This is a genomic window from Pseudomonas lini, assembly GCF_030812475.1.
Taxonomy (GTDB): Bacteria; Pseudomonadota; Gammaproteobacteria; order Pseudomonadales; family Pseudomonadaceae; genus Aquipseudomonas; species Aquipseudomonas lini_A.
This window is the reverse complement of the sequence record NZ_JAUSSR010000007.1, coordinates 331,534-349,770: the sequence shown is the minus strand read 5'-3', so window position 1 is coordinate 349,770 and position 18,237 is coordinate 331,534. Positions and strand designations below refer to the sequence as shown.

The following is an 18,237-nucleotide window of genomic DNA, read 5'->3' as shown; positions in this document are numbered from 1 at the left end:
TCCTGCATTATAGTGGTGATCGCCAAGCCAGATGAACTCCAAGAAATAAGAGAATCAAGATGCCGATGACGCCAATGGAAGACGATGAGTTCACGGCATTCTTGCGCGGTAAGGCAATGGAAGCACAGACAGCGCTGAACTATCGACCGGCATTATTTCTCCAAATGCTTGGTTCGTCGGGCGGATACAAAACTGTGAGTACCTTGATATCTCAACCGAAACCATCCGATGGCTTTACCAAGCTCTGGGAGGGCGGCAGACTGGATCTGTCAGTTGAAGCTCTAATTACGGAGAGCAGATGGCGCCGATGCTTTGAGGCGAATCTGCTCCTAGCTGCGGAAACGCGTCTCAGACAAGCTGGCTACGTAGTTGCTGTGCCAGAACACCCTGACACTCCTCCGCTCCTGGAAAAACCAACCATTAGCCCAAAAGTCCTGCCACCTTTTCCAAGCTTTATTCTCGGCGAGGAGTACACCAGGTCCGATGTTTTCAAAATGCTCGATTTGAATCCCCAACCAAAGGGGGGTGACTGGTTTACTGGCTATGCGGAGCATGAGGGGAATGTTTATGTATTTTGCAATGTTGGGATTCCAGGAAGAACTGGACATGACTACAAAAATTTTTTCGATGGTGATCGCCTGGTGTGGTCTGGCAAAGGACCGTCAAAATTGCAACACGCCTCGATACAGAGCCTGCTAAAACCTCGAGGCCGTTCATATATATTTTATCGCCTGAGTGATCGTGGACCCTTCACGTTTGCAGGCATCGCAAAACCCTTCCAAGTATTCGATACTTCACCGGTAGGAGTGATCTGGGAGTTTTACGATCGACACTCCCTCAAATCTGATATCGACTCGTTCCTACATCCTTCTAGCCAAGGAACAGTGGTTGAAGGGGGGGCTAAATCGGTAACGGTCAAAATTTACGAGCGGGACCGAGGCGCTCGTCTCAAATGCATCCGTCACTGGGGCTGGAAATGCTTCGTTTGCCAATTCGACTTTGCGAAGACGTACGGAGAACTTGGAGAAGGTTTTATTCACGTCCATCACTTGAAACCACTCTCTGAGATTGGAGATGCTTACGACTTAAATCCCGTGACCGACCTTCGCCCAGTTTGCCCGAACTGCCACGCGATGCTGCATCGGAAAGTCCCTGCACTCGCCATTGAGGAGCTTAAAGTTCGAATCAACGGGGCTAAGGGCTATTACATCGACGATGTTACTGAATCGACCCCAGCTTAGTAGTTGCTTTGAATGCCTGATTTTGGCTGAATGCTGTTTCTGCAGCGACGAACTGAAGCTGGCGTGACTCCAACGTTAGGAGCACCGCCAGCGTCATTTTGAGACTCAGCGTTTGTAACTCGCTTTCCGCTATTTTGACGGCTTCGCAATGGCACCGACACGACGGTATACGCGCTCCGTAATGTCTCCCTTGGTATGGCCCAAGAGCAGGCTTGCTTCGCCGACATCTGTGATTTCCGACGCGGCTTTTGGCCTGATGTCCCGAAACTGAAAACTGCTGATTCGTGCAGCTAACAGAGTGTCGCCCATTTCGATTGCTTCGTTCTTGGCCTTTTCCCGCGCTTTATCCCAGCGATCGCGGAGCATTTTTGCAGTCATGCGCTTTCCGCGGGCACTCACAATAAGGTAGCTCGAAAGGTGTTGAGCGTTGCGCTCTCCGATTTTCGCGATCAGCATGCCTAGACTGTTGGCCGACCCGTTGACGGTCATCTGGATACGTAGCTTTTTGTGGGTCTTGTTCTGCTGCACCATCAAATACCCCCCATCAATATCGTCCTTGCGCATGATCAAGACATCTGCCGGTCTTTGCCCGGTCAGATATGCAAGATCCATCGCGTCTTTCAGTTCCTGCGCGGCTTTGTTGTAAACAGCATCCCAAACCACGTCATTCGCGTAGTAGTCCCGTGGCGTCTCTTTGTTTTTGCGGACACCCTGGCAAGGGTTTTCTTTGGTGGTTAGGCCCCACTCACGCGCCATATTGAATACGTGTGAAAGAGTGGCTATCTCACGGTTGGCCCGGACCTTTGCTGTTCGGGCGTCCCGGTAGCCAGCGATCGTAGCTGGCGTAATGGAGTCGATCGGCGCATTGTCGAAAAGCTGGCGCAGTTGCTTGATTTCGGCAAGGTTGTCGCGCTGCGTGCGCGGTGCTTTTTTCGGGACAATGTCGCGTATATAACGGTCGAGAATCCCCTTCATTGTCCGCAAGTCCAGCGGCTTTTCTTTGGCTTCGAGTTCGGCCCACTTGAGCCTGGCCTGGTCGAGATCCTTGCCGAGTGGGATCGCCTTTCCTGTGGAGTCCAGATAGTAATAGGCTATCCAGACTTTTCCGCTCTTTCGTGGCCGCGTCCATTGATACATCCTAGGCGGCAAATGGCGGGTTGCGGTTTTGCGGGGGCGCATATCAGTTCACTCGCGAGAAGTCGGGCGTCCATGCGGGCGCGACTGGCAGTGGAGTGGCGGTAGTACTGGTTTGTGTGATTACGCCGAGCTTCATCCGAGCGTACATCCTTCCTACTAGTGGGCGCTTACCACGACTTTCGACATAGAGCCACTGGCGATCATCCAACCAGCGACGTTGGTAGGCCCTGGCTTTGTAGCCGGTGATATGCGCCAGCTCTTCATCCGAAAGGATTTCAGCTTCCATGGTGTTTCTCCCTAGCGCGCCGCTCGATGCCTTCGACCTGGCGTTGCTTGCTGCATGTTTGGTGATTGCCGTGTGCTCGCGACTTGTCACATTTGTCGCAGAGGACGTTCAAGTCGAGAGGCGACATTTGCCCGCTACGTATTCGGGCCGTTCGGCGAAGGGCTTTCATGTGTTAGTTCCTCAATGGAGCCCGCCGCTGGAATATCTGGTGAAAGGCCGGTGGCAGGGTGTTGCAGAAGTACTTAACTGAACCGACGTTTCCTTTGTTGACTACTCCCGATGGCACTTTGGAAAGGCGTGGCCGATCTGATTCGCGAATACGTCTGCGTTGAGTTCGCTGGTGAATTCGGCGGTGTCTGTAGGTTTCATCTGCTGTGCCTCTTGGGGTGCGAGTTGTTTGCCCCTGGATGGCAGGGGCGTGCGGTAATTCAGGCGGCTGCCGTCAACGCTTGGGCGTCGAGGTAGTCGGCAAGGTCGTGCAGGTAGACCACCGGCTTGGCCCGGGTGGAGCCGTGCAGGCGCTTGACGGTGAGCTTGATGCGGCCTTTCTTGATCTCGGTCAGCAGGTGGCGATCGGTGCGGATGTGCGAGAAGTAATGCTCGCGGACCGCTGCCAGCGTCGGGCAAGGTGTTGCGAATTGGCGCCTGAGTTGGTCGAGGGTATTGCTCATGCCGCGTCCTCCCCGACCCCCTCCGATGGGGGCAGTAACTTGAAACGGATCAATTCGGCGAGGCCTTCTTTACTTTTGCCCATAGCCGCCGCGCAGACGTTGCCACTTTGGTCAGCGACAACGGCGCCGTAGGGGTATTCGGGCGACTTTGTTGGGGTGACGTAGGCGATTTGCCCATCACCAATAACCGCGTCCACACAGCGGAATACCTCAGCCAGCTCGGCGCTGACCGGAGGGACTGATTCCAGCAGCTGTACAGCTTCGGCTGATGCGCCAATCAGCGTGGCGCGGCTGATCACGGTCGGATGGTTGAGGAACATCGGGACCAGCTTCAGTGCGCCGATGGCTTGGGTAATGGCGTTCTGACTCATGCGGCGGCGTCCTTGTAAGTAATGGTGATATTCAGTTTTTTGGCGATCCACTTGACGCCGTCTTCCTTGACCATCACTACGGCGTAGTGCCGATAGCGGTTGGTGTTTCCGAGCTGCACGCTGCGCGGATCCGAGAACAGGTAGCCCCGGTCGCGGTGATGGCTGGCCAGGTCGCCGTCATTGGTCAGGATGCGTAGTTCTCGCAACCTGGTGCGGAAGGCGCGGGGTTTGAGGCCGAGCACGGCGGCTGTTTGATCCAGGGTGCGATTCACTGTGCTGTTCTCAGGCTGCGAGCAATTTTCGAACGCTATTCAGCAGTGCTTCCGCTTCGGCCAGCATCTGCTGTACTTGCGCTTCGCTACCGAGTCGCTCTGGCGGCGTAGGCTCTGCCGACTCAATGCGGCCGTTCGCGATGTCCTGGATGAAATCCCGCAGGTGCAGGTGATTGGCGCGATCTGACCGCTTGAGGGTCAGTTCGCCGGTGTGGCCGCCGAAGTCCACGCTGACGACTGCGCTGTCGTCAGTGAGCTCCACCTCAAAGCTTGCGTGGATGGTTTGCTCTGGTCGTTGAAGTGGGCAAACGGCTGCGCCACCAACCTGCAGCATGTGATGTAGCAGCTCTTGTTTCGCGAGCGGAATGAGGTAGCTGTTCATGCTGCATCGCCTCCGGACGGGCAGATGCTGGTATCCGCTGCTGCGGTATCGTTAGGCTGGACGGCCTCGCTACGGCCCTTTGGATTGGTAATTACTAGCAGCCCGGTGCGGTGCTGAACGGCCTCGACGGCAGCGCGGCTGCTGCATGCAGAAGGATGCAGGTAGACCCGGCAGCGTGTGGTGCTATGTGTGGTTTGCATGGCTCGTACTCTTTGGTGAGAGGTATACGAGACAGACGATACAAATACGTATTGATTCAGTCAATACGTAATTGAATTGATTTTGGTGTGAAGCATAATAAAGCCCGCAATCTGCGGGCTTAATCTGGCATACGATGTATTAGAAAATTTCTAGTTTCGAGAATACGACACCGCAAATCATGGCATCGTCACCCAGCTCAATGATCGGCTCAGGCCAGGCGGGATTCAACGGCTTTAGAAAACGGCGCTTTCCTTCCATCACCAGCTGTTTAAACGTCGCTTCTTGGCTATCGACTAATTTGGCAATGACAAGTGAGCCGTTCTCCGCGTCCTTCGCGGGGTCAACAAAAATGATGTCTCCGTCTCTGAAGGAACGGCGTTCATGCTGGTTGAACATGGACAGTCCGCGCACTCTGAGGGCGTAACTCTGGCTACTATGAGACGCCGCGCAAGGTAGCCATATCTCTGCGTCATCAAGAGATCGAACGTCCTCAATCTCGCACCAAGCACCTGCTTGTACCCAAGAAATCAACGGCACATATCCTTTGATTGCCGGCCCAGGCTCTACGTTGGATTCAGAGCTAGAGGAAGGCTTTGCATCTTTTGTTGGTTCTTTGTGTTCGCCTCCTTTCCACAGCCAGTTACTGCTGACTTTCAAGGCTTTGGCGATTTTTTCAACGTTCTCGTGGCGTGGGCTGGCTACCGCATTAGTTACGATCCTATGAATGGTCGGCTGAGGGACGCCTGAACGGCGGCCGAGTTCGCCTTCGGATAGTTCTAGTTCTTGCATGCGTTGAGCGATGCGGTCGCCTATCACTTTTCTCTGCCTTGATTCAAAAACGTATCGGCGATTGTATTGAATCAATCAATACGTTTGTGTATTGTAGCGCTCAATGCGAAAGCGCATCGGTGGAACGATATGACTATCCAAGAAATGCTCGCGGAGTTACTGCGGTCAGGTTTATCCCAAAGGGTCATCGCAGATCGCGTAGGGACAACGCAGCCGACTATTAATCGTGCCGCTAAAGGTGCAGACGTCCGGTATGTAACTGGGAAGGCCATCGAGAGCCTTTACACGCAAGAAAAAGCAGCCGCTGGCCTGAAGTCGGCAGCTTAAAAGGGTGCCGGACTGGGGCCTCTCACCAAAGATCCCCCAGTCCAGCTACGACGACACACAGCATATGCACATCGGTCGTGGTCGTAGGATAGGGTTTGCCCTGGACTATGGCTACACCGTAAACGGGGGATTTACGGTTATGAGTAGAACAGATCTTTTGCCGGACGCAGGTCCGGTCCTTCCTTTGCGCCAGGCGATTTATCGCGCTGGTCGTGACTACAAGGGCGGAATTACCGCCCTTGCTTTTGACATGGTGTTGGACAACGACACCCTTCAAAAAAAACTCAAACTCGATGAAGAGCGCCGCTGGTTGAATCCTGATGAGCTTGAAGAGTTGATCAGGCTCACTGGCGATTCGCGCTTGCTCGATGCGCTGATGCGTCCGGCTGGCGCGGTCTGGTATCGTCCAGTGCCGGTACCAGCCACCCGTGGTGCTTTGAAGGCCGTCGGTAAATTGCTCGGCGAAACCGGGGAATTCGTGGCCGCCATGCACGATGGTGCTGCCGACAACGTCTGGGAGCTTCACGAAGTTCTCGATCTTGAAAAGCAGGGGATGGACGTGATCCGCGAAGTTCTCGCCATCATGGCGGGTGCCCGTCAGGCGATGGAGGATCGTGTCCATGGCTGATGAAATCGATCGTGCCAACGATCAGGCGCAATATCTGCTCGACGTTGCCCTTCACCGCAGTCGCCGCGTTCCTTCGAATCGCGTCAGCGCGCAATTCTGCGAGGATTGTGATGACCCTATCCCGTTGCTTCGACAGCAGACGATTGAGGGTTGCCAAACCTGCGTTCACTGCCAGGGGTTACGGGAGGCTCGGCGATGACCGAACTGGCCAAAGGAATAGCCATCGCTACATGGGCAAAACGTTACATCACTGCTTTCGATCTCGCCCTGGTCTCCATTGAGCCAGGTGAAAAAGCCCCAAAGGGTCTGGGGTGGAACAAACCCGGCGGTTACATCACTGATGCCGATACCGCTGAAGCATTCTGGCAACAAAACCCTAATCACAACCTCGGCGTCGTTCTCGGGCCGAGCCGTGTCTGTTCGCTGGACGTCGACGACGTTCAGTGGACGCGGCATGTATTGTACGAACTGCTGGGTGTTGATCTGGATGCCATGGCGTTGGTGTATCCGACGATTGTCGGTAACCCAGCGCGGTTCCGGGTGCTTTTTAAAGTACCGGACGGCATTGAGCTGACTCGGCATTCTCTTTCCTGGCCGAATGAGAAAGACCCTGACGGTTCAATTCATAAAGGCCTAATGGAGAAGGCCAAGGCTGCGAAAGAGCAGGGCGATGCTGTCGGGGAGGCTGCAGCGCGCGCGGAGGCTGAAGAATACAAGCGCTTCACGGTGTTCGAGCTGCGCGCTGGCCTGGTCCAGGACGTGTTTCCGCCTTCGATTCATCCGGGTACCGGCAAGCCTTACACCTGGAGAACCCCACCGAACGCCAACGACGGCCTGCCGACGCTGACTGTCGATCTGCTAAATATCTGGCAAGGCTGGGAATTCTTCAAGCGGGATGCCGAGGCAGCCTGCCCGTGGGCGATCAAGTCAACCGCGGCGCCGGCGAAGGTCATTAAGCGTTCAGCACCTGTGGCTGGTAAGCAGCCGTCGGTGATCGACGAGTTCAATCGCTGCCACGACATCGAGGAACTACTGCGTACTCACGGCTATATCAAGCGGGGCAGCAAGTGGCTTTACCCGCAGAGCAGCACTGGTCTGCCGGGTGTGACGATCGCTGACGGCAAGGTCTATTCGCACCACGGTGCCGATCCGCTCGCGAACGGACATCAAAACGACGCCTTTGAGGTGTTCTGTTTACTCGAGCACGCGGGCGATCAGTCGAAAGCGGTGAAGGATGCTGCGCGTATGTTGGGTATGCAGCATTCATCGCGGCCTGTTCCGCAGGATCTTCCCCCGACCCCATCCAGTGATGTGAGCGAGCCGAGCTGTGCGAACGACGAGATCAGCGAGGCCGCTCCGGCTCCTAATGGGGGGGCGGGGGAGGTGTTGACGCTTGACCAGTTGCTTCGTCGTTTTGCGCTGGTCGAGGGCACCACGCAAGTGTGGGACTGCGACCAGTCGCGGGTAATGAAGAAAGCCGCATTCGAAGCGCGGGTTGGCAAGCCACTTGCCAAGGCGTGGCTCGATGACATGAGCAAACGGCTGATTGCGGATGATCACGTCCGCGACATCGAGCAAGCACGGCGCATGGCGGGCAAGAAGGGCGGCGCCCTGGGTATGCCGCCGACCGACCGATACGTGTACATCGATGGCACCAAGGATGTCTGGGATCGGGAAAAGAAACGACGCATTGCCGAGGGCGCGGTGAAGATGGCGTTGGGTGACACTTATCCACTGTGGCTGAACAGCAGTGAGCGTCGCACCGTGGATGTCGAACATATCGTGTTTGATCCGACTATGAGCAAGGACCCAGCGGTGTACATCAATACCTTTGATGGTCTGCCGCTCGAACCGGTTAGGGATGACGAAGCCTGCGCCAATCTGCGTTGGCTGATTTCGTTTTTGTGCAATCACGATCAAGCGGCGTCCCAATGGCTGATTCGCTGGCTGGCGTACCCATTGCAGCACTTGGGCGCCAAGATGGACACCGCCGTGCTAATGCACTCGATCATGGAAGGCTCGGGCAAAAGCCTGCTGTTCGCCGATGCACTGGGCATGCTGTATGGCCAGTACGCGGCGACGGTCGGCCAGACACAGTTGGAGAGCAACTTCAACGCCTGGCAAAGCCGCAAATTGTGGTCGGTGTTCGAAGAGGTGGTGAGCCGTGATCAGCGGTACAACCAGGTGGGCAAGATCAAGCACCTAATCACCGGCAAGACGGTGCGGATGGAATCAAAGTTCATCAACGGTTGGGAGGAAGCCAACCATATGAACGCGGTGTTCCTGAGTAACGAAATTCTGCCGTGGCCGATCAGCGACAGTGATCGGCGGATGTTGGTGATGTGGCCTATGGAAACCTTGCCGGTCGAGCGGCAAAAAGCGATCGGACGCGAGCTGGAGCAGGGCGGCGTCGCTGCACTCTATGGCTGGTTGTTGTCGATCGATCTGGGCGACTTCAACCAGCGGACACGACCACCCTCAACGGATGCCCGTGAGCGCTTGGTGGCCTTGAGTCGTGCCGGATGGCAGACGTTCTTGCATCTGTGGAAGTACAGCGAGTTGGGCCACGGTCTTTGGGGGCCGTGTCTCTCGACCGACCTCTATTCGCTGTTCCTCGAATGGTGCCAGCGCAATAAAGAGCATGTGATGAGTCAGACGAAGTTCTCGCTGTTCATCAGTTCCGAGGTTGATAAGACGCGTGCCATTCCCTGGACCGATGGCAACAATCGGCGCTTTGGCGCTTTCTTCTTTCCCGTCGATCAGGACGCTTCCCCGCCCCCATCACTGAAGGCGGCCGAGCTGGGCAAGCAGGTCGAAAACTGGCGGGCCAAGGCGAAGCTGGCGGGCTGGCATGTGGACAGCTGGGACCACATCAAGGCGGCCGCCGCATGACTACATCTAAAAGTGTGTTAGGTGTGTCGGGTGTGTGTTGGGTTGATTTCAGGTACCCCACACAGATTGGAGCATTCATTTTCGGCGGTTTGCGGACGTTATGTCGGGTGTGTTGGGTTTCGCTACGCGTGCGCGCATGCGTGACGTTAGATAGTCGGTTTCTGATGGCTGATTATTTTCTTCATGCGAGAACAGAAATACCCAACAAACCCAACACACTAAACACAATTCGATTAAACCTGTTGATTTTAAAGGGTTTTATTTGTGTTGGGTTTGTGTCGGGTTGGGTGTTTTTTGTGTTGGGTTCGGTTTTCGGTGGAGTAGGGCGATGATCGAGGCAATGGAAGTACTGCTGAAGCACTGGGGTGAGCAACTTCGGCTTAATGGCGAAAGCGGCGGAATGGGCAGCCCAATGGCAACGATCATGGAGTGGGGTGGCTGCGCACCACGCGGCACGCCCGGGTCCCGAGTCATCCTCGGCGCAGGAGCAGGGCCTGATGCAGTTGCACAGGAGATTGCCGCCGCGCTGTCGGAGATCGGGCGTCAGGGCGAGCAGGGTGATCGGCTGATGCGGTTGGCGGGCCTGCGTTATGGCGATGATCCGGCGCCGACCTGGCTGATGCAGTTGCATCTGCTTGGGATGGAGTCGAGAGCGAAACAGACTTACTACGACCAGGTGCACCGTCTGCATGAGCGGCTGCTGGAAGTGCTGGCCGAGCGTGCTGATGCCCGTAAGTGGCTTACCGCTGGTCGGGGCGTTTTGCCTCAAAGTCTTCTCAAAGTTGCGTCAAAGCTGCGTCGAGTTGGATAACCGAAAACGCCCCCTTTTCGGTTCCGTACTCAGGAGGTAAAAAGTCTCCACGATATGAAATTTGCGCCTCGGCGCTGACCTCGCACGTGCTGTGCAGATTCACCCGGCTCTCCCTGTGCCGGTCATCTAACCCCGCTTCGGCGGGGTTTTTCATTTCATTGCCGAGGAGGCAACGCATGTCGACTGAACAGGAGGTGCAGCAGTCGCTGGCCGATCTTCCAACCTGGCTACTGATTCTGGTGGCGCTCGCGGGTTTAACCGGGGAAATGTGGCGTGCTGATGCGGCAGGGATGGCGGTGCCGGTGTTGGTGAAGCGCGTGCTGTTGCGCTTCGGTGCTTCTGCAGTTTTTGGTCTGGCGACGGTGATGCTCGCCACGGCGCTGGGATGCAGCTTGATGACTGCCGCTGCAATAGGCAGCGTTGTCGCTTGTCTCGGCGCCGATGTGGCCAGCGGTTTGTACGCTCGGTGGTTGGCAAAGCGGGCAGGGATCTGCGACGCGCCGCCGAGCGGTGACGGGCAGGCATGAAATCGCCGGGGACCCTGGGGTTTTTTGGCGGGTACGGGGTCGGAAACCCGCGGGAAAGTGTTAGCGGCAAATTTTTTCACGTTGGTTGACAGAGGTTGACGTGGTTGACAGTCCTTGGTTGATAGGAGGTTTACATGACCATTTTGACCCGTACTGAGTACGCGGCCAGTAAAGGCTGGTCTCGCCAATACGTTGGCAAATTGGTTCAACGTGGCCGCCTGGTCCTGACCCTCGACGGCAAGGTTGATGTCGAAGCAAGCGAGCAATATCTTACGATGACCAGCGACCCCTCGCGCAGCAACTCGCTTGGCAATCTTCCGGTGGTCCTCAACACCCAAGAGAGAGAGCCAGAGTTCCCGCATGTATCGCCAGGAACGATTTCCCCCGCAGCGCCGGACTATCAAAAGGCACGAACTCGGCTTGCCCTCGCGCAAGCTGAAAAAGCCGAAAGTGAAGTGCGTAAAGCTAACGGTGAGTTGGTGGAGCGTTCGGTGGTGGATGAGGCCGCCTTCTCATCGGGTCGAATGGTGCGCGATCTATTGCTGGCGCTACCTGCGAAGCTCGCCCCAGAGCTTTCAGCAATGGGTGATCCTTGGGATATCGAAAAGCATCTGATGCAGGAGATTCGTAGCGCTCTTGAGGATGCCGAACGCATTTCCACAGAAGACTTTATTCACGCTGTAACGACGACGAGCTAAGCCTATGCCTGCTGAATATGCCAACGGTGCAGAGGTGTACCGCGAGGCGTATTACCGTGGGATCCGTCCAGAGCCAGCGCTTTGGGTTGATGAGTGGGCGGATGAGTACATGCGTATCCCGCGTGATACTGGCGCTGCTGAGCCCGGTCAATACCGCACCTCTCGCACACCTTATGCACGCGAACCTATGCGGTGCTTGTCACCGTCACATCGTTGTAAGCGAGTGGTCACTATGGTGGCTTCGCAGTTGATGAAAACGCAGATTGCGCTGAACTGGATTGGCGGTCTGATCCACATGGCACCATCCAATATTCTGACCCTACTGCCCAGCCTTGGCCTCGCCAAGCGGGTGTCATCGCGGATCGGCAAGACAATCAAGGCCACGCCTGTGCTGCGAGAGCGTGTGGCGTCAAGCCGTTCGCGGGACGCACGCAACACCATGGACACTAAAGAGTTTGAGGGTGGTTCACTGTACGTGACTACTGCAGGCTCGGCGGCCAACCTGTCGGAACTCTCGGCCCGTTACATTTATGGCGACGAGATTGATCGTTGGGAAGTGGACATCGGTGAAGAGGGTGACCCCATCGAGTTGGCTGAAACCCGCGGCAGTACTTTCGGGCGCAATGCCAAGTTCTATTTTTCCAGTTCTCCCACGATCAAGGGCGCCTCGCGTATAGCTGATCTATTTGAGGGCAGCGACCAGCGTTATTACTACGTGCCATGCCCGACCTGCAAACACATGCAAACCCTTGAGTGGGAACGACTGCACTACTCGAAAGATTTCAGCGTGGTGCATTACCAGTGCGCGGGCCCTGATTGTGACGTTCTGATCGACGAGTACCACAAGGGCGAGATGCTTGCCAAAGGCGAATGGCGCGCTCATGCCGAGGGTGATGGTGAGACCGTTGGCTTTAATCTTAATGCGCTGTATTCGCCCCTGGGCTGGATGGACTGGAAGTCTTTGGCCAAGCAGTTTGAGAAGGCCAAAAAGGCTCAAGCCAAAGGAGACTTGGAACCGATGCAGGTGTTCTATAACACCCGTCTCGCAAAGGTATGGGACAGTGCGCAGGAGCAAACTAAGGCCGAGGTGCTGATTGCTCAGGCGCGGTTGGAGGCGTACACCCTCGGCTCTATGCCTATCGGTGTATTGATGTTGACTGCAGCAGTCGACGTTCAAGCAAATCGCTTGGAATTGATGGTGATGGGTTTTGGCGTCGGCATGGAGCGTTGGGTCGTCGATCACCAAGTAATCTGGGGCGATCCGGCGGATGAGCGCACTTGGGCGGTTCTCGATGAAAAACTCAAGGCTCGTTATCTCCACCCATGCGGTGTTGCTCTCGCTATCTTGGCGGCAGGCGTTGACTCGGGCGGTCACCATACCGACGAGGTCTACCAATTTTGCCGCGTGCGGCGCTGGCGAAATGTGTTCGCCATTAAGGGTGCCAGCAAACCGGGCCGGCCGGTGATTGCCCAGCGGCCTTCCATGGTCGACGTAACTTGGAAGGGACAGACCGAACGCAACGGTGCTGAGCTTTGGTTCGTTGGTACAGACACCGCAAAAGACTGGATCTATAACCGCTATGGGTTTCCTCCTGGGCCGGGGGCACTGCATTTTGCTAATGATCTACCCGATGACTTCTTCGCGCAGTGCGTTGCGGAGCGCAAGGTGGCTCGCTACATTCGGGGCCATAAACGTATCGAATGGATCAAAGGCAAGGCCGAGCGCAACGAAGCACTCGACCTGATGGTGTATTGCTTGGCGATGGCGCATTACTTGGGTATTAATCGCTACCAGGAGCATGATTGGGAGCGGGTGCGTCAATCGTTGGCGCAGTCTGGTCTATTCGACGAAGCGCCAAGCATCAAGCCCGCGCAAATCGCGTCGCGTAGTAAAGCCGCAACGGTAGCGCCGGTTACCACCATCTCGCCACCGGCATTCCATACTGCTGCCCCGGTCATATCACGACCCGTAGCACCGCCACCCCAACGCCGCAGTTCCACCAGTGGTTACCTGAAAAGGCGATAAGCAATTACGGTAGACCTATTGCTGGGCCCAGTACGCGTGCGCCTAATCCCAGCAACTCAGAGACCGTTGCGCGCAAGGTTTCCTTGCCTCCTTCCTTTGCAGCGGTAGTAATGCTCTGTCCGAAAGACGGTCCTTTGGCCAAGCTGCTCGGGGAGGCCTTCAGGACTTCGAGCCCGGCTGCAGTAAGGACAGCATCCTGTGCGTAATAGTGGGTGCAATCCTTGAATGTAAGGTATCCAGAAGACTCTAACCAACGAACTGTAGCAATGAAGAACTCTGCTTTTTCGTTAGGTACATCTGCGCAAACGATGTCACACCAGCGTGTTGCGGGCTCGACGAAATGTTCAGGAACGAGAGATTTCGGCACCGGAAATTTGGCATACAGCTCGGCCAAAACCAGCCCGGTAGTTTCATTAAATTGGTCAATATTGGAGACGGCCATGTCAGAAAACTCTGTGGAAAAAGCGCAACGTGCGCAAAAAGTTAAATCAGCAGCAGAACTCCAACAGGAGCTACGCCAGGTAATTGCAGATCAGCTCACAGGACGAATGGACTGGGTACGCGCCCGTACTTACTGGCGCATGCGTTTACCAGATATTCCAGCAGAGGAATTGGCTGATGCACTGACCCATATCTTGGCGGGTGGTAGCTTTCGGCAAGAGATCCAGTCGAGAAACCAGAACTTCGTCTGACGTTTTTTTATATCACATTGCCAGCATCCTTCGAGCAAACTCCCATGTCTTTCACTCAAAAACACCTCGAAGTCATCGAGCGCGCGATTGCACGCGGTGAAAAAATAGTGCGCTACAACGACCGCACCGTGGAGTACCGCACGGTTGATGAATTGCTCAAGGCACGTGAAGAGATTCGCTCGTCGTTGATCAATGCTGCTGGCCCACGATCGCGTGTGGTTCGGCTGTATCACGGGGGCAAGGGAATCTAATGGCTCGACATTTTCCGACGCTAACCCGTAACGGATTTTTGCTGCCGTCGAACATCAAGGCCAGCTACGAAGGCGCTGGGGAAGGCCGACGATCAGCGAACTGGGATGCTCCCGACAACGGCATCAACAGCATCAACACGCCGGCGTTGCGCAACCTACGGTCGCGTTCTCGGGCAGCCGTACGCAATGACCCCTACGCCTTCAACGTCATCGACAAGCGTGTCAGTAACTTGATTGGCACGGGGATCAACCCTCGGCCAAAGACCGATGATCCAGTGCTGCGCAAGTTGTTGCAGGATCTCTGGGAAGACTGGGTCGACGAAGCGGATGCTGATGAACGCACGGATTTTTACGGTCAGCAGGCACTAATTGCCCGCACGGTCGAGACCTCGGGCGAGTGCTTTGTGCGCCTGCGTCCACGTAGCCGAGACGAAGGATTGGCCGTGCCGCTGCAGCTGCAGGTGTTGGCGCCTGAGTTCGTTCCGCACGATAAATTCGAGACCACGAAAGCCGGCAACATCATTCGCGCGGGCATTGAGTTCAATCCCGAAGGCAAGCGGCTGGCTTACTGGATGTACCTCTCGCACCCACGTGATTCCTCATCGCTGAACGCTGGCTACAACCAACTGGTACGTGTACCGGCGGCGCAGGTGCTGCATATTTTTGAGCCCGTTGAACCAGGCCAGCTGCGAGGGGTTCCGCGTTTATCGCCGGTCTTGAAACGCCTGCGCAGTCTCGACAATTACGACGATGCCGTGTTGTTTCGCCAGGAGGTGGCCAACCTCTTTGCCGGTTTCATCAGCCGCCCGGCTCCAGACTCCGGTCCTGTACCGCGCGATCCAGTCACGGGGCAGCCCCTGGTCACAGACGGTGATGGTTTTACGCCGATGGTGGCGCTGGAGCCCGGCACCATGCAGGAGCTGGGACCCGGTGAAGAGGTCGAGTTTTCCAAGCCTCCGGATGCCGGTAATAACTACCCGGACTTTATGCGGCAGCAATTGATGGCCGCAGCGGCCGGTTCAGGTACGCCTTACGAGATCCTCACCGGTGACATGCGCGAGGTAAATGATCGAGCATTGCGCGTCGTGCTCAACGAGTTTCGGCGACGCCTGGAGCAGCTGCAATTCGGTGTATACGTGCACCAGCTGTGCCGCCCGGTGCGGGCGGCTTGGATGGACATGGCGGTGCTGTCGGGGACCTTGGCGCTGGCTGACTACGCACAACGACGCCGCGAATACCTGCGTACCCGTTGGGTGCCACAAGGCTGGGCATACATTCAGCCAGTACAGGACGTCCAGGCTCGACGGATGGAAGTGCAGGCAGGGTTTGCTTCGCGCAGTGAAATGGTCTTGCGCACCGGCTACGACGCCGAAACTGTCGACGCAGAAAACGCTGCCGACCTGGCCCGTGCCACAAAGCTGGGCCTCAATTACAACACTCTCGCCGTCCTCGAAAAGATCGACGACAAGGAGCAAGAATGAGCAAGAAAACCCGCCCGCGCATTTATGACAAGGCCGGCAAGCTGGTCAAAGTCGAGGACAAGAGTTGGTATGCGTTGCAAGCCAGCGGCGAAGCTAATCAGCGCACGATCGAAGTGTTTGTCTATGGCGAGATTGGCGGTTGGGGCATTACCGCGAATCAGTTCTCCCAGGACTTACGGGCCATGGATGACGGTGTGTCGCCCGTCATCGCGGCCTTCAACAGCGTCGGCGGTGATCTGTTTGATGGTCTGGCCATGCATAACGCCTTGGCTCGGCTGGGTGAGCGTTGTACTGGCCGCATTGATGCATTGGCCGCCAGTGCCGCCAGTGTCGCCGTCTGCGGCGCCCATCGAGTGGTGATCGCGGCCAATGCCATGATGATGATTCATAACCCCTGGACTTACATGGCCGGTGATGCCGAGGACTTTCGCAAGGTCGCCGACGTGCTCGACCAGACGACGGAGGCAATCATTGCTTCCTACAAAGCGAAAGCGCCCAACATCGACGAGGTCGAGCTTCGGCGATTGGTCGCCGCCGAAACCTGGCTCACCGCCAATGAAGCGGTGGCACTGGGGTTGGCCGACGAAGTCGGGGATGGCGTCAAGGTCAAGGCCTGTCTCGGTCAGGGCGCGGTGCTGCAGCGTTACCAGCATGCACCGGCTGAGTTGCTGGCCCAACTTGAGGCTCCCGAGGAGCCGGATCCGGATAATGAGCCTGAAGACACGCCGCCGACGCCGCCCGTGGTTGACTCGACCAAGTTGGCGCTGATGATCACCCAGCGTTGCGCTGAGGCAGGGATCAGCAACCTGGTCGCGCCTCTACTCAGTTCGACCAAGCTGGAAAGCGAAGAAATCGTGCAGGCCGGTTTAACCCGCGCTAAGGCCGTCAACGACCTCTGTGTTGCGGCGCGATTGCCTGAATTCAGTGCCGAGTATGTCGCGGCCGGCTTGGATGCGGTGGCGGTTCGGGCACGCCTATTCGACAAGATCGTCAGCAGCGGCAAAGGCTTCGAGATTGATAACAGCTTGCCGCTGGACGACGACACACCGCTGCAGCCCCAAGCCAAACAACCCAATTCCGGTTCGATCTGGGCGGCGCGCAAAGCTGCTCACGGTGGTAAACCCAACACTGCTCGAGGAGCGCATTCATGAGTCACATCCAACGCGAACCGGTTCACGCCGGTGAGTTCCTGCTGTCCGAAGGTGCCGGGCAAATTTCCCGCGAGGTGATCAACGTCGCCGCCGGTGCCGCCTTGATGCCTGGACAGGTGCTCGGTCTGGTCACGGCGACAGGTTTTTTTGCTCCGTACAATCCGGTGGCCACAAACGGCAGCGAAGACGCTGCCTGCATTCTGTTCGGGCCCTTGGGCGAGTCCGATGTCACCCGTCGTGCGCGGGCTGTCGTGCGCTTGGCGGAAGTCAGTGAAGCCCATCTGACCGGGCTTGATCCCACTGCCGAGCAAGCCCTGGCCGAGCGATTCATCATCGTTCGATAGCCCATCTGACACTTCCCCCAACCCCGCCTCGAGCGGGGTTTACTTTTTCTGGAGTACTTTCATGGCTGATATCGCCATTTTTGAAGAGCAGGCGTTCTCTGTTTCTTCCCTGACCCATGCCATCAATGAGCAGGCCTATCTGCCCGGACGCATCAGCAGTCTCGGCCTGTTCCAGGAGGAGGGCGTCACCACGCTGACCGTGCAGATCGAAAAGGACGGCGACACCTTGGCGCTGGTACCGGCCGGCGAACGCGGCACTTCGGGTTTGGTGGTCGGTGCCAGCAAGCGTGATCTGATCCCGTTTAACACCGTGCACCTGCCGGAGCGCTTCACCATTCGCGCGGATGAGGTTCAGGGCATCCGGGCCTTCGGTGAGCAAACCGAGCTGCAGGCGGTGCAGGACGTGGTCAACGCACGGCTGGCCAAGGCTCGCCGTCAACTGGATGCTACCCACGAATTCCAGCGAGCCGGCGCCCTCAACGGCCTGATTCTGGATGCAGATGGTCAACGTGTGCTGCTTAACATTTATGACCGCTTTGGCGTGCAGCGCCAAGAGCTGTCGATGGGCCTGAACGCCGCGGACACCGAAGTGCGGGTCAAGTGCGGTGACGCCCTGGACATGCAGGAGGATGCGCTGGGCAGCACCACCAGCTCGGGCTCCCGTGCGTTCTGTGGCAAGACGTTTTGGAACAAGCTGGTTGCGCATAAGTCGGTTAAAGACACCTACCTGAACACCATCCAGGCCGCAGCGCTGCGCGGTGATGCACGCGATAGCTTCGAGTTTGGCGGGATTGTTTGGGAGCGTTACCGGGGCAAGGTCGGCGGTGTGGCCTATGTGCCGGACGATGAAGCGCGGTTGGCACCGGAAGGGGTACCGGATTTGTTTATCTCCGCATTCGCTCCCGCTGACTACATGGAAACGGTCAATACCCTGGGTATTCCGTACTACAGCCGAATCGAAACGCTGCCGTTCGGCAAGGGCGTGGCGGGCGAAGCCCAATCCAACCCCTTGCACCTGTGCACGCGTCCGCGCGCACTGATTCGCCTGAAGCTCTGACC

At 56.8% G+C, this 18,237-nt stretch carries 23 protein-coding genes; 15 read left to right on the top strand and 8 right to left on the bottom strand.

The window, feature by feature from the left end:
* Positions 1–59: 59 nt before the first annotated feature.
* Positions 60–1,241: an HNH endonuclease gene (locus tag J2W17_RS16080; protein WP_307335754.1), complete on the top strand. Its 1,182-nt coding sequence runs from the start codon at positions 60–62 to the stop codon at positions 1,239–1,241.
* A gap of 129 nt (positions 1,242–1,370) precedes the next feature.
* Here the strand turns inward: J2W17_RS16080 and J2W17_RS16075 are convergent, their stop codons facing one another.
* Positions 1,371–2,420, bottom strand: a complete 1,050-nt coding sequence (locus J2W17_RS16075; RefSeq protein ID WP_307335751.1) for a phage integrase — start codon at positions 2,418–2,420, stop codon at positions 1,371–1,373.
* 1 nt (position 2,421) lies between these two features.
* Positions 2,422–2,664: a DUF4224 domain-containing protein gene (locus J2W17_RS16070; RefSeq protein ID WP_307335748.1), complete on the bottom strand. Its 243-nt coding sequence runs from the start codon at positions 2,662–2,664 to the stop codon at positions 2,422–2,424.
* Here J2W17_RS16070 and J2W17_RS16065 point away from each other — a divergent pair.
* Positions 2,663–2,914 (top strand): hypothetical protein, encoded by a 252-nt coding sequence (locus J2W17_RS16065; protein ID WP_307335873.1) that lies wholly within the window; start codon positions 2,663–2,665, stop codon positions 2,912–2,914. The genes J2W17_RS16070 and J2W17_RS16065 overlap by 2 nt on opposite strands.
* A gap of 178 nt (positions 2,915–3,092) precedes the next feature.
* Here J2W17_RS16065 and J2W17_RS16060 read toward each other — a convergent pair whose 3' ends face one another.
* From J2W17_RS16060 to J2W17_RS16040, 5 genes are all read right to left on the bottom strand, one after another.
* Positions 3,093–3,335 (bottom strand): pyocin activator PrtN family protein, encoded by a 243-nt coding sequence (locus tag J2W17_RS16060; protein WP_090453416.1) that lies wholly within the window; start codon positions 3,333–3,335, stop codon positions 3,093–3,095.
* Positions 3,332–3,706 (bottom strand): hypothetical protein, encoded by a 375-nt coding sequence (locus J2W17_RS16055; RefSeq protein ID WP_307335742.1) that lies wholly within the window; start codon positions 3,704–3,706, stop codon positions 3,332–3,334. Before J2W17_RS16055 ends, J2W17_RS16060 begins: the two co-directional genes overlap by 4 nt.
* Positions 3,703–3,978, bottom strand: coding sequence for a hypothetical protein (locus J2W17_RS16050; protein ID WP_307335740.1), 276 nt, complete (start codon positions 3,976–3,978; stop codon positions 3,703–3,705). The genes J2W17_RS16055 and J2W17_RS16050 overlap by 4 nt, the downstream gene beginning before the upstream one ends.
* Before the next feature lie 10 nt (positions 3,979–3,988).
* Positions 3,989–4,360, bottom strand: coding sequence for a hypothetical protein (locus tag J2W17_RS16045; protein ID WP_307335737.1), 372 nt, complete (start codon positions 4,358–4,360; stop codon positions 3,989–3,991).
* A gap of 339 nt (positions 4,361–4,699) precedes the next feature.
* Positions 4,700–5,350, bottom strand: coding sequence for a helix-turn-helix domain-containing protein (locus J2W17_RS16040; RefSeq protein ID WP_373459982.1), 651 nt, complete (start codon positions 5,348–5,350; stop codon positions 4,700–4,702).
* 466 nt (positions 5,351–5,816) lie between these two features.
* Here J2W17_RS16040 and J2W17_RS16035 point away from each other — a divergent pair, with 466 nt between their 5' ends.
* The 7 genes from J2W17_RS16035 to J2W17_RS16005 all read left to right on the top strand — a co-directional run bounded on the left by J2W17_RS16035 (position 5,817) and on the right by J2W17_RS16005 (position 13,259).
* Positions 5,817–6,305, top strand: a complete 489-nt coding sequence (locus J2W17_RS16035) for a phage regulatory CII family protein (RefSeq protein WP_307335734.1) — start codon at positions 5,817–5,819, stop codon at positions 6,303–6,305.
* Entirely contained in the window at positions 6,298–6,504 is a 207-nt protein-coding gene (locus J2W17_RS16030; RefSeq protein WP_307335731.1) for a TraR/DksA C4-type zinc finger protein, read from the top strand. The genes J2W17_RS16035 and J2W17_RS16030 overlap by 8 nt, the downstream gene beginning before the upstream one ends.
* Positions 6,501–9,197, top strand: coding sequence for a DUF5906 domain-containing protein (locus J2W17_RS16025; RefSeq protein ID WP_307335728.1), 2,697 nt, complete (start codon positions 6,501–6,503; stop codon positions 9,195–9,197). Before J2W17_RS16030 ends, J2W17_RS16025 begins: the two co-directional genes overlap by 4 nt.
* Before the next feature lie 328 nt (positions 9,198–9,525).
* Positions 9,526–10,008: a hypothetical protein gene (locus J2W17_RS16020; RefSeq protein ID WP_307335725.1), complete on the top strand. Its 483-nt coding sequence runs from the start codon at positions 9,526–9,528 to the stop codon at positions 10,006–10,008.
* Positions 10,009–10,184: 176 nt separating this feature from the next.
* Positions 10,185–10,535 (top strand): phage holin family protein, encoded by a 351-nt coding sequence (locus J2W17_RS16015; protein WP_307335722.1) that lies wholly within the window; start codon positions 10,185–10,187, stop codon positions 10,533–10,535.
* 134 nt (positions 10,536–10,669) lie between these two features.
* On the top strand, positions 10,670–11,233 hold the full coding sequence (locus J2W17_RS16010) for a hypothetical protein (protein ID WP_307335718.1): 564 nt from the start codon (positions 10,670–10,672) through the stop codon (positions 11,231–11,233).
* 4 nt (positions 11,234–11,237) lie between these two features.
* Positions 11,238–13,259 carry a phage terminase large subunit family protein gene (locus J2W17_RS16005; RefSeq protein WP_307335716.1) on the top strand — a complete coding sequence of 674 codons (2,022 nt, stop codon included), beginning with the start codon at positions 11,238–11,240 and terminating at the stop codon, positions 13,257–13,259.
* Positions 13,260–13,263: 4 nt separating this feature from the next.
* On the opposite strand, the gene J2W17_RS16000 is transcribed toward J2W17_RS16005, so the two are convergent.
* Positions 13,264–13,701 (bottom strand): hypothetical protein, encoded by a 438-nt coding sequence (locus J2W17_RS16000; RefSeq protein ID WP_307335713.1) that lies wholly within the window; start codon positions 13,699–13,701, stop codon positions 13,264–13,266.
* On the opposite strand from J2W17_RS16000, the gene J2W17_RS15995 reads away from it, so the two are divergent.
* The 6 genes from J2W17_RS15995 to J2W17_RS15970 all read left to right on the top strand — a co-directional run bounded on the left by J2W17_RS15995 (position 13,700) and on the right by J2W17_RS15970 (position 18,235).
* Entirely contained in the window at positions 13,700–13,951 is a 252-nt protein-coding gene (locus J2W17_RS15995; protein WP_307335710.1) for a hypothetical protein, read from the top strand. The genes J2W17_RS16000 and J2W17_RS15995 overlap by 2 nt on opposite strands.
* Before the next feature lie 44 nt (positions 13,952–13,995).
* Positions 13,996–14,202 (top strand): phage head-tail joining protein, encoded by a 207-nt coding sequence (locus J2W17_RS15990; protein ID WP_307335707.1) that lies wholly within the window; start codon positions 13,996–13,998, stop codon positions 14,200–14,202.
* The gene (locus J2W17_RS15985) at positions 14,202–15,683 is read left to right on the top strand and encodes a phage portal protein (RefSeq protein WP_307335704.1); all 1,482 of its coding nucleotides are present in this window, start codon (positions 14,202–14,204) and stop codon (positions 15,681–15,683) included. The genes J2W17_RS15990 and J2W17_RS15985 overlap by 1 nt, the downstream gene beginning before the upstream one ends.
* Positions 15,680–16,834: a head maturation protease, ClpP-related gene (locus tag J2W17_RS15980; protein WP_307335701.1), complete on the top strand. Its 1,155-nt coding sequence runs from the start codon at positions 15,680–15,682 to the stop codon at positions 16,832–16,834. The genes J2W17_RS15985 and J2W17_RS15980 overlap by 4 nt, the downstream gene beginning before the upstream one ends.
* Complete coding sequence (locus J2W17_RS15975) at positions 16,831–17,178, top strand: head decoration protein (RefSeq protein ID WP_307335698.1); 348 nt, start codon at positions 16,831–16,833, stop codon at positions 17,176–17,178. Before J2W17_RS15980 ends, J2W17_RS15975 begins: the two co-directional genes overlap by 4 nt.
* Before the next feature lie 61 nt (positions 17,179–17,239).
* Positions 17,240–18,235: a major capsid protein gene (locus tag J2W17_RS15970; protein WP_307335695.1), complete on the top strand. Its 996-nt coding sequence runs from the start codon at positions 17,240–17,242 to the stop codon at positions 18,233–18,235.
* Positions 18,236–18,237 lie beyond the last annotated feature (2 nt).

What these genes read in the sequence shown, in the direction of transcription:
- J2W17_RS15985 (WP_307335704.1), top strand. Translation starts at nt 14,202, where the DNA reads ATGGCTCGACATTTTCCGACGCTAACCCGTAACGGATTTTTGCTGCCG.
- J2W17_RS15975 (WP_307335698.1), top strand. Translation starts at nt 16,831, where the DNA reads ATGAGTCACATCCAACGCGAACCGGTTCACGCCGGTGAGTTCCTGCTG.
- J2W17_RS16070 (WP_307335748.1), bottom strand. Translation starts at nt 2,664, where the DNA reads ATGGAAGCTGAAATCCTTTCGGATGAAGAGCTGGCGCATATCACCGGC.
- J2W17_RS16005 (WP_307335716.1), top strand. Translation starts at nt 11,238, where the DNA reads ATGCCTGCTGAATATGCCAACGGTGCAGAGGTGTACCGCGAGGCGTAT.
- J2W17_RS16010 (WP_307335718.1), top strand. Translation starts at nt 10,670, where the DNA reads ATGACCATTTTGACCCGTACTGAGTACGCGGCCAGTAAAGGCTGGTCT.
- J2W17_RS16030 (WP_307335731.1), top strand. Translation starts at nt 6,298, where the DNA reads ATGGCTGATGAAATCGATCGTGCCAACGATCAGGCGCAATATCTGCTC.
- J2W17_RS16075 (WP_307335751.1), bottom strand. Translation starts at nt 2,420, where the DNA reads ATGCGCCCCCGCAAAACCGCAACCCGCCATTTGCCGCCTAGGATGTAT.
- J2W17_RS15980 (WP_307335701.1), top strand. Translation starts at nt 15,680, where the DNA reads ATGAGCAAGAAAACCCGCCCGCGCATTTATGACAAGGCCGGCAAGCTG.
- J2W17_RS15995 (WP_307335710.1), top strand. Translation starts at nt 13,700, where the DNA reads ATGTCAGAAAACTCTGTGGAAAAAGCGCAACGTGCGCAAAAAGTTAAA.
- J2W17_RS16020 (WP_307335725.1), top strand. Translation starts at nt 9,526, where the DNA reads ATGATCGAGGCAATGGAAGTACTGCTGAAGCACTGGGGTGAGCAACTT.
- J2W17_RS16035 (WP_307335734.1), top strand. Translation starts at nt 5,817, where the DNA reads ATGAGTAGAACAGATCTTTTGCCGGACGCAGGTCCGGTCCTTCCTTTG.
- J2W17_RS16055 (WP_307335742.1), bottom strand. Translation starts at nt 3,706, where the DNA reads ATGAGTCAGAACGCCATTACCCAAGCCATCGGCGCACTGAAGCTGGTC.
- J2W17_RS15970 (WP_307335695.1), top strand. Translation starts at nt 17,240, where the DNA reads ATGGCTGATATCGCCATTTTTGAAGAGCAGGCGTTCTCTGTTTCTTCC.
- J2W17_RS15990 (WP_307335707.1), top strand. Translation starts at nt 13,996, where the DNA reads ATGTCTTTCACTCAAAAACACCTCGAAGTCATCGAGCGCGCGATTGCA.
- J2W17_RS16060 (WP_090453416.1), bottom strand. Translation starts at nt 3,335, where the DNA reads ATGAGCAATACCCTCGACCAACTCAGGCGCCAATTCGCAACACCTTGC.
- J2W17_RS16000 (WP_307335713.1), bottom strand. Translation starts at nt 13,701, where the DNA reads ATGGCCGTCTCCAATATTGACCAATTTAATGAAACTACCGGGCTGGTT.
- J2W17_RS16040 (WP_373459982.1), bottom strand. Translation starts at nt 5,350, where the DNA reads ATGCAAGAACTAGAACTATCCGAAGGCGAACTCGGCCGCCGTTCAGGC.
- J2W17_RS16015 (WP_307335722.1), top strand. Translation starts at nt 10,185, where the DNA reads ATGTCGACTGAACAGGAGGTGCAGCAGTCGCTGGCCGATCTTCCAACC.
- J2W17_RS16080 (WP_307335754.1), top strand. Translation starts at nt 60, where the DNA reads ATGCCGATGACGCCAATGGAAGACGATGAGTTCACGGCATTCTTGCGC.
- J2W17_RS16045 (WP_307335737.1), bottom strand. Translation starts at nt 4,360, where the DNA reads ATGAACAGCTACCTCATTCCGCTCGCGAAACAAGAGCTGCTACATCAC.
- J2W17_RS16065 (WP_307335873.1), top strand. Translation starts at nt 2,663, where the DNA reads ATGGTGTTTCTCCCTAGCGCGCCGCTCGATGCCTTCGACCTGGCGTTG.
- J2W17_RS16025 (WP_307335728.1), top strand. Translation starts at nt 6,501, where the DNA reads ATGACCGAACTGGCCAAAGGAATAGCCATCGCTACATGGGCAAAACGT.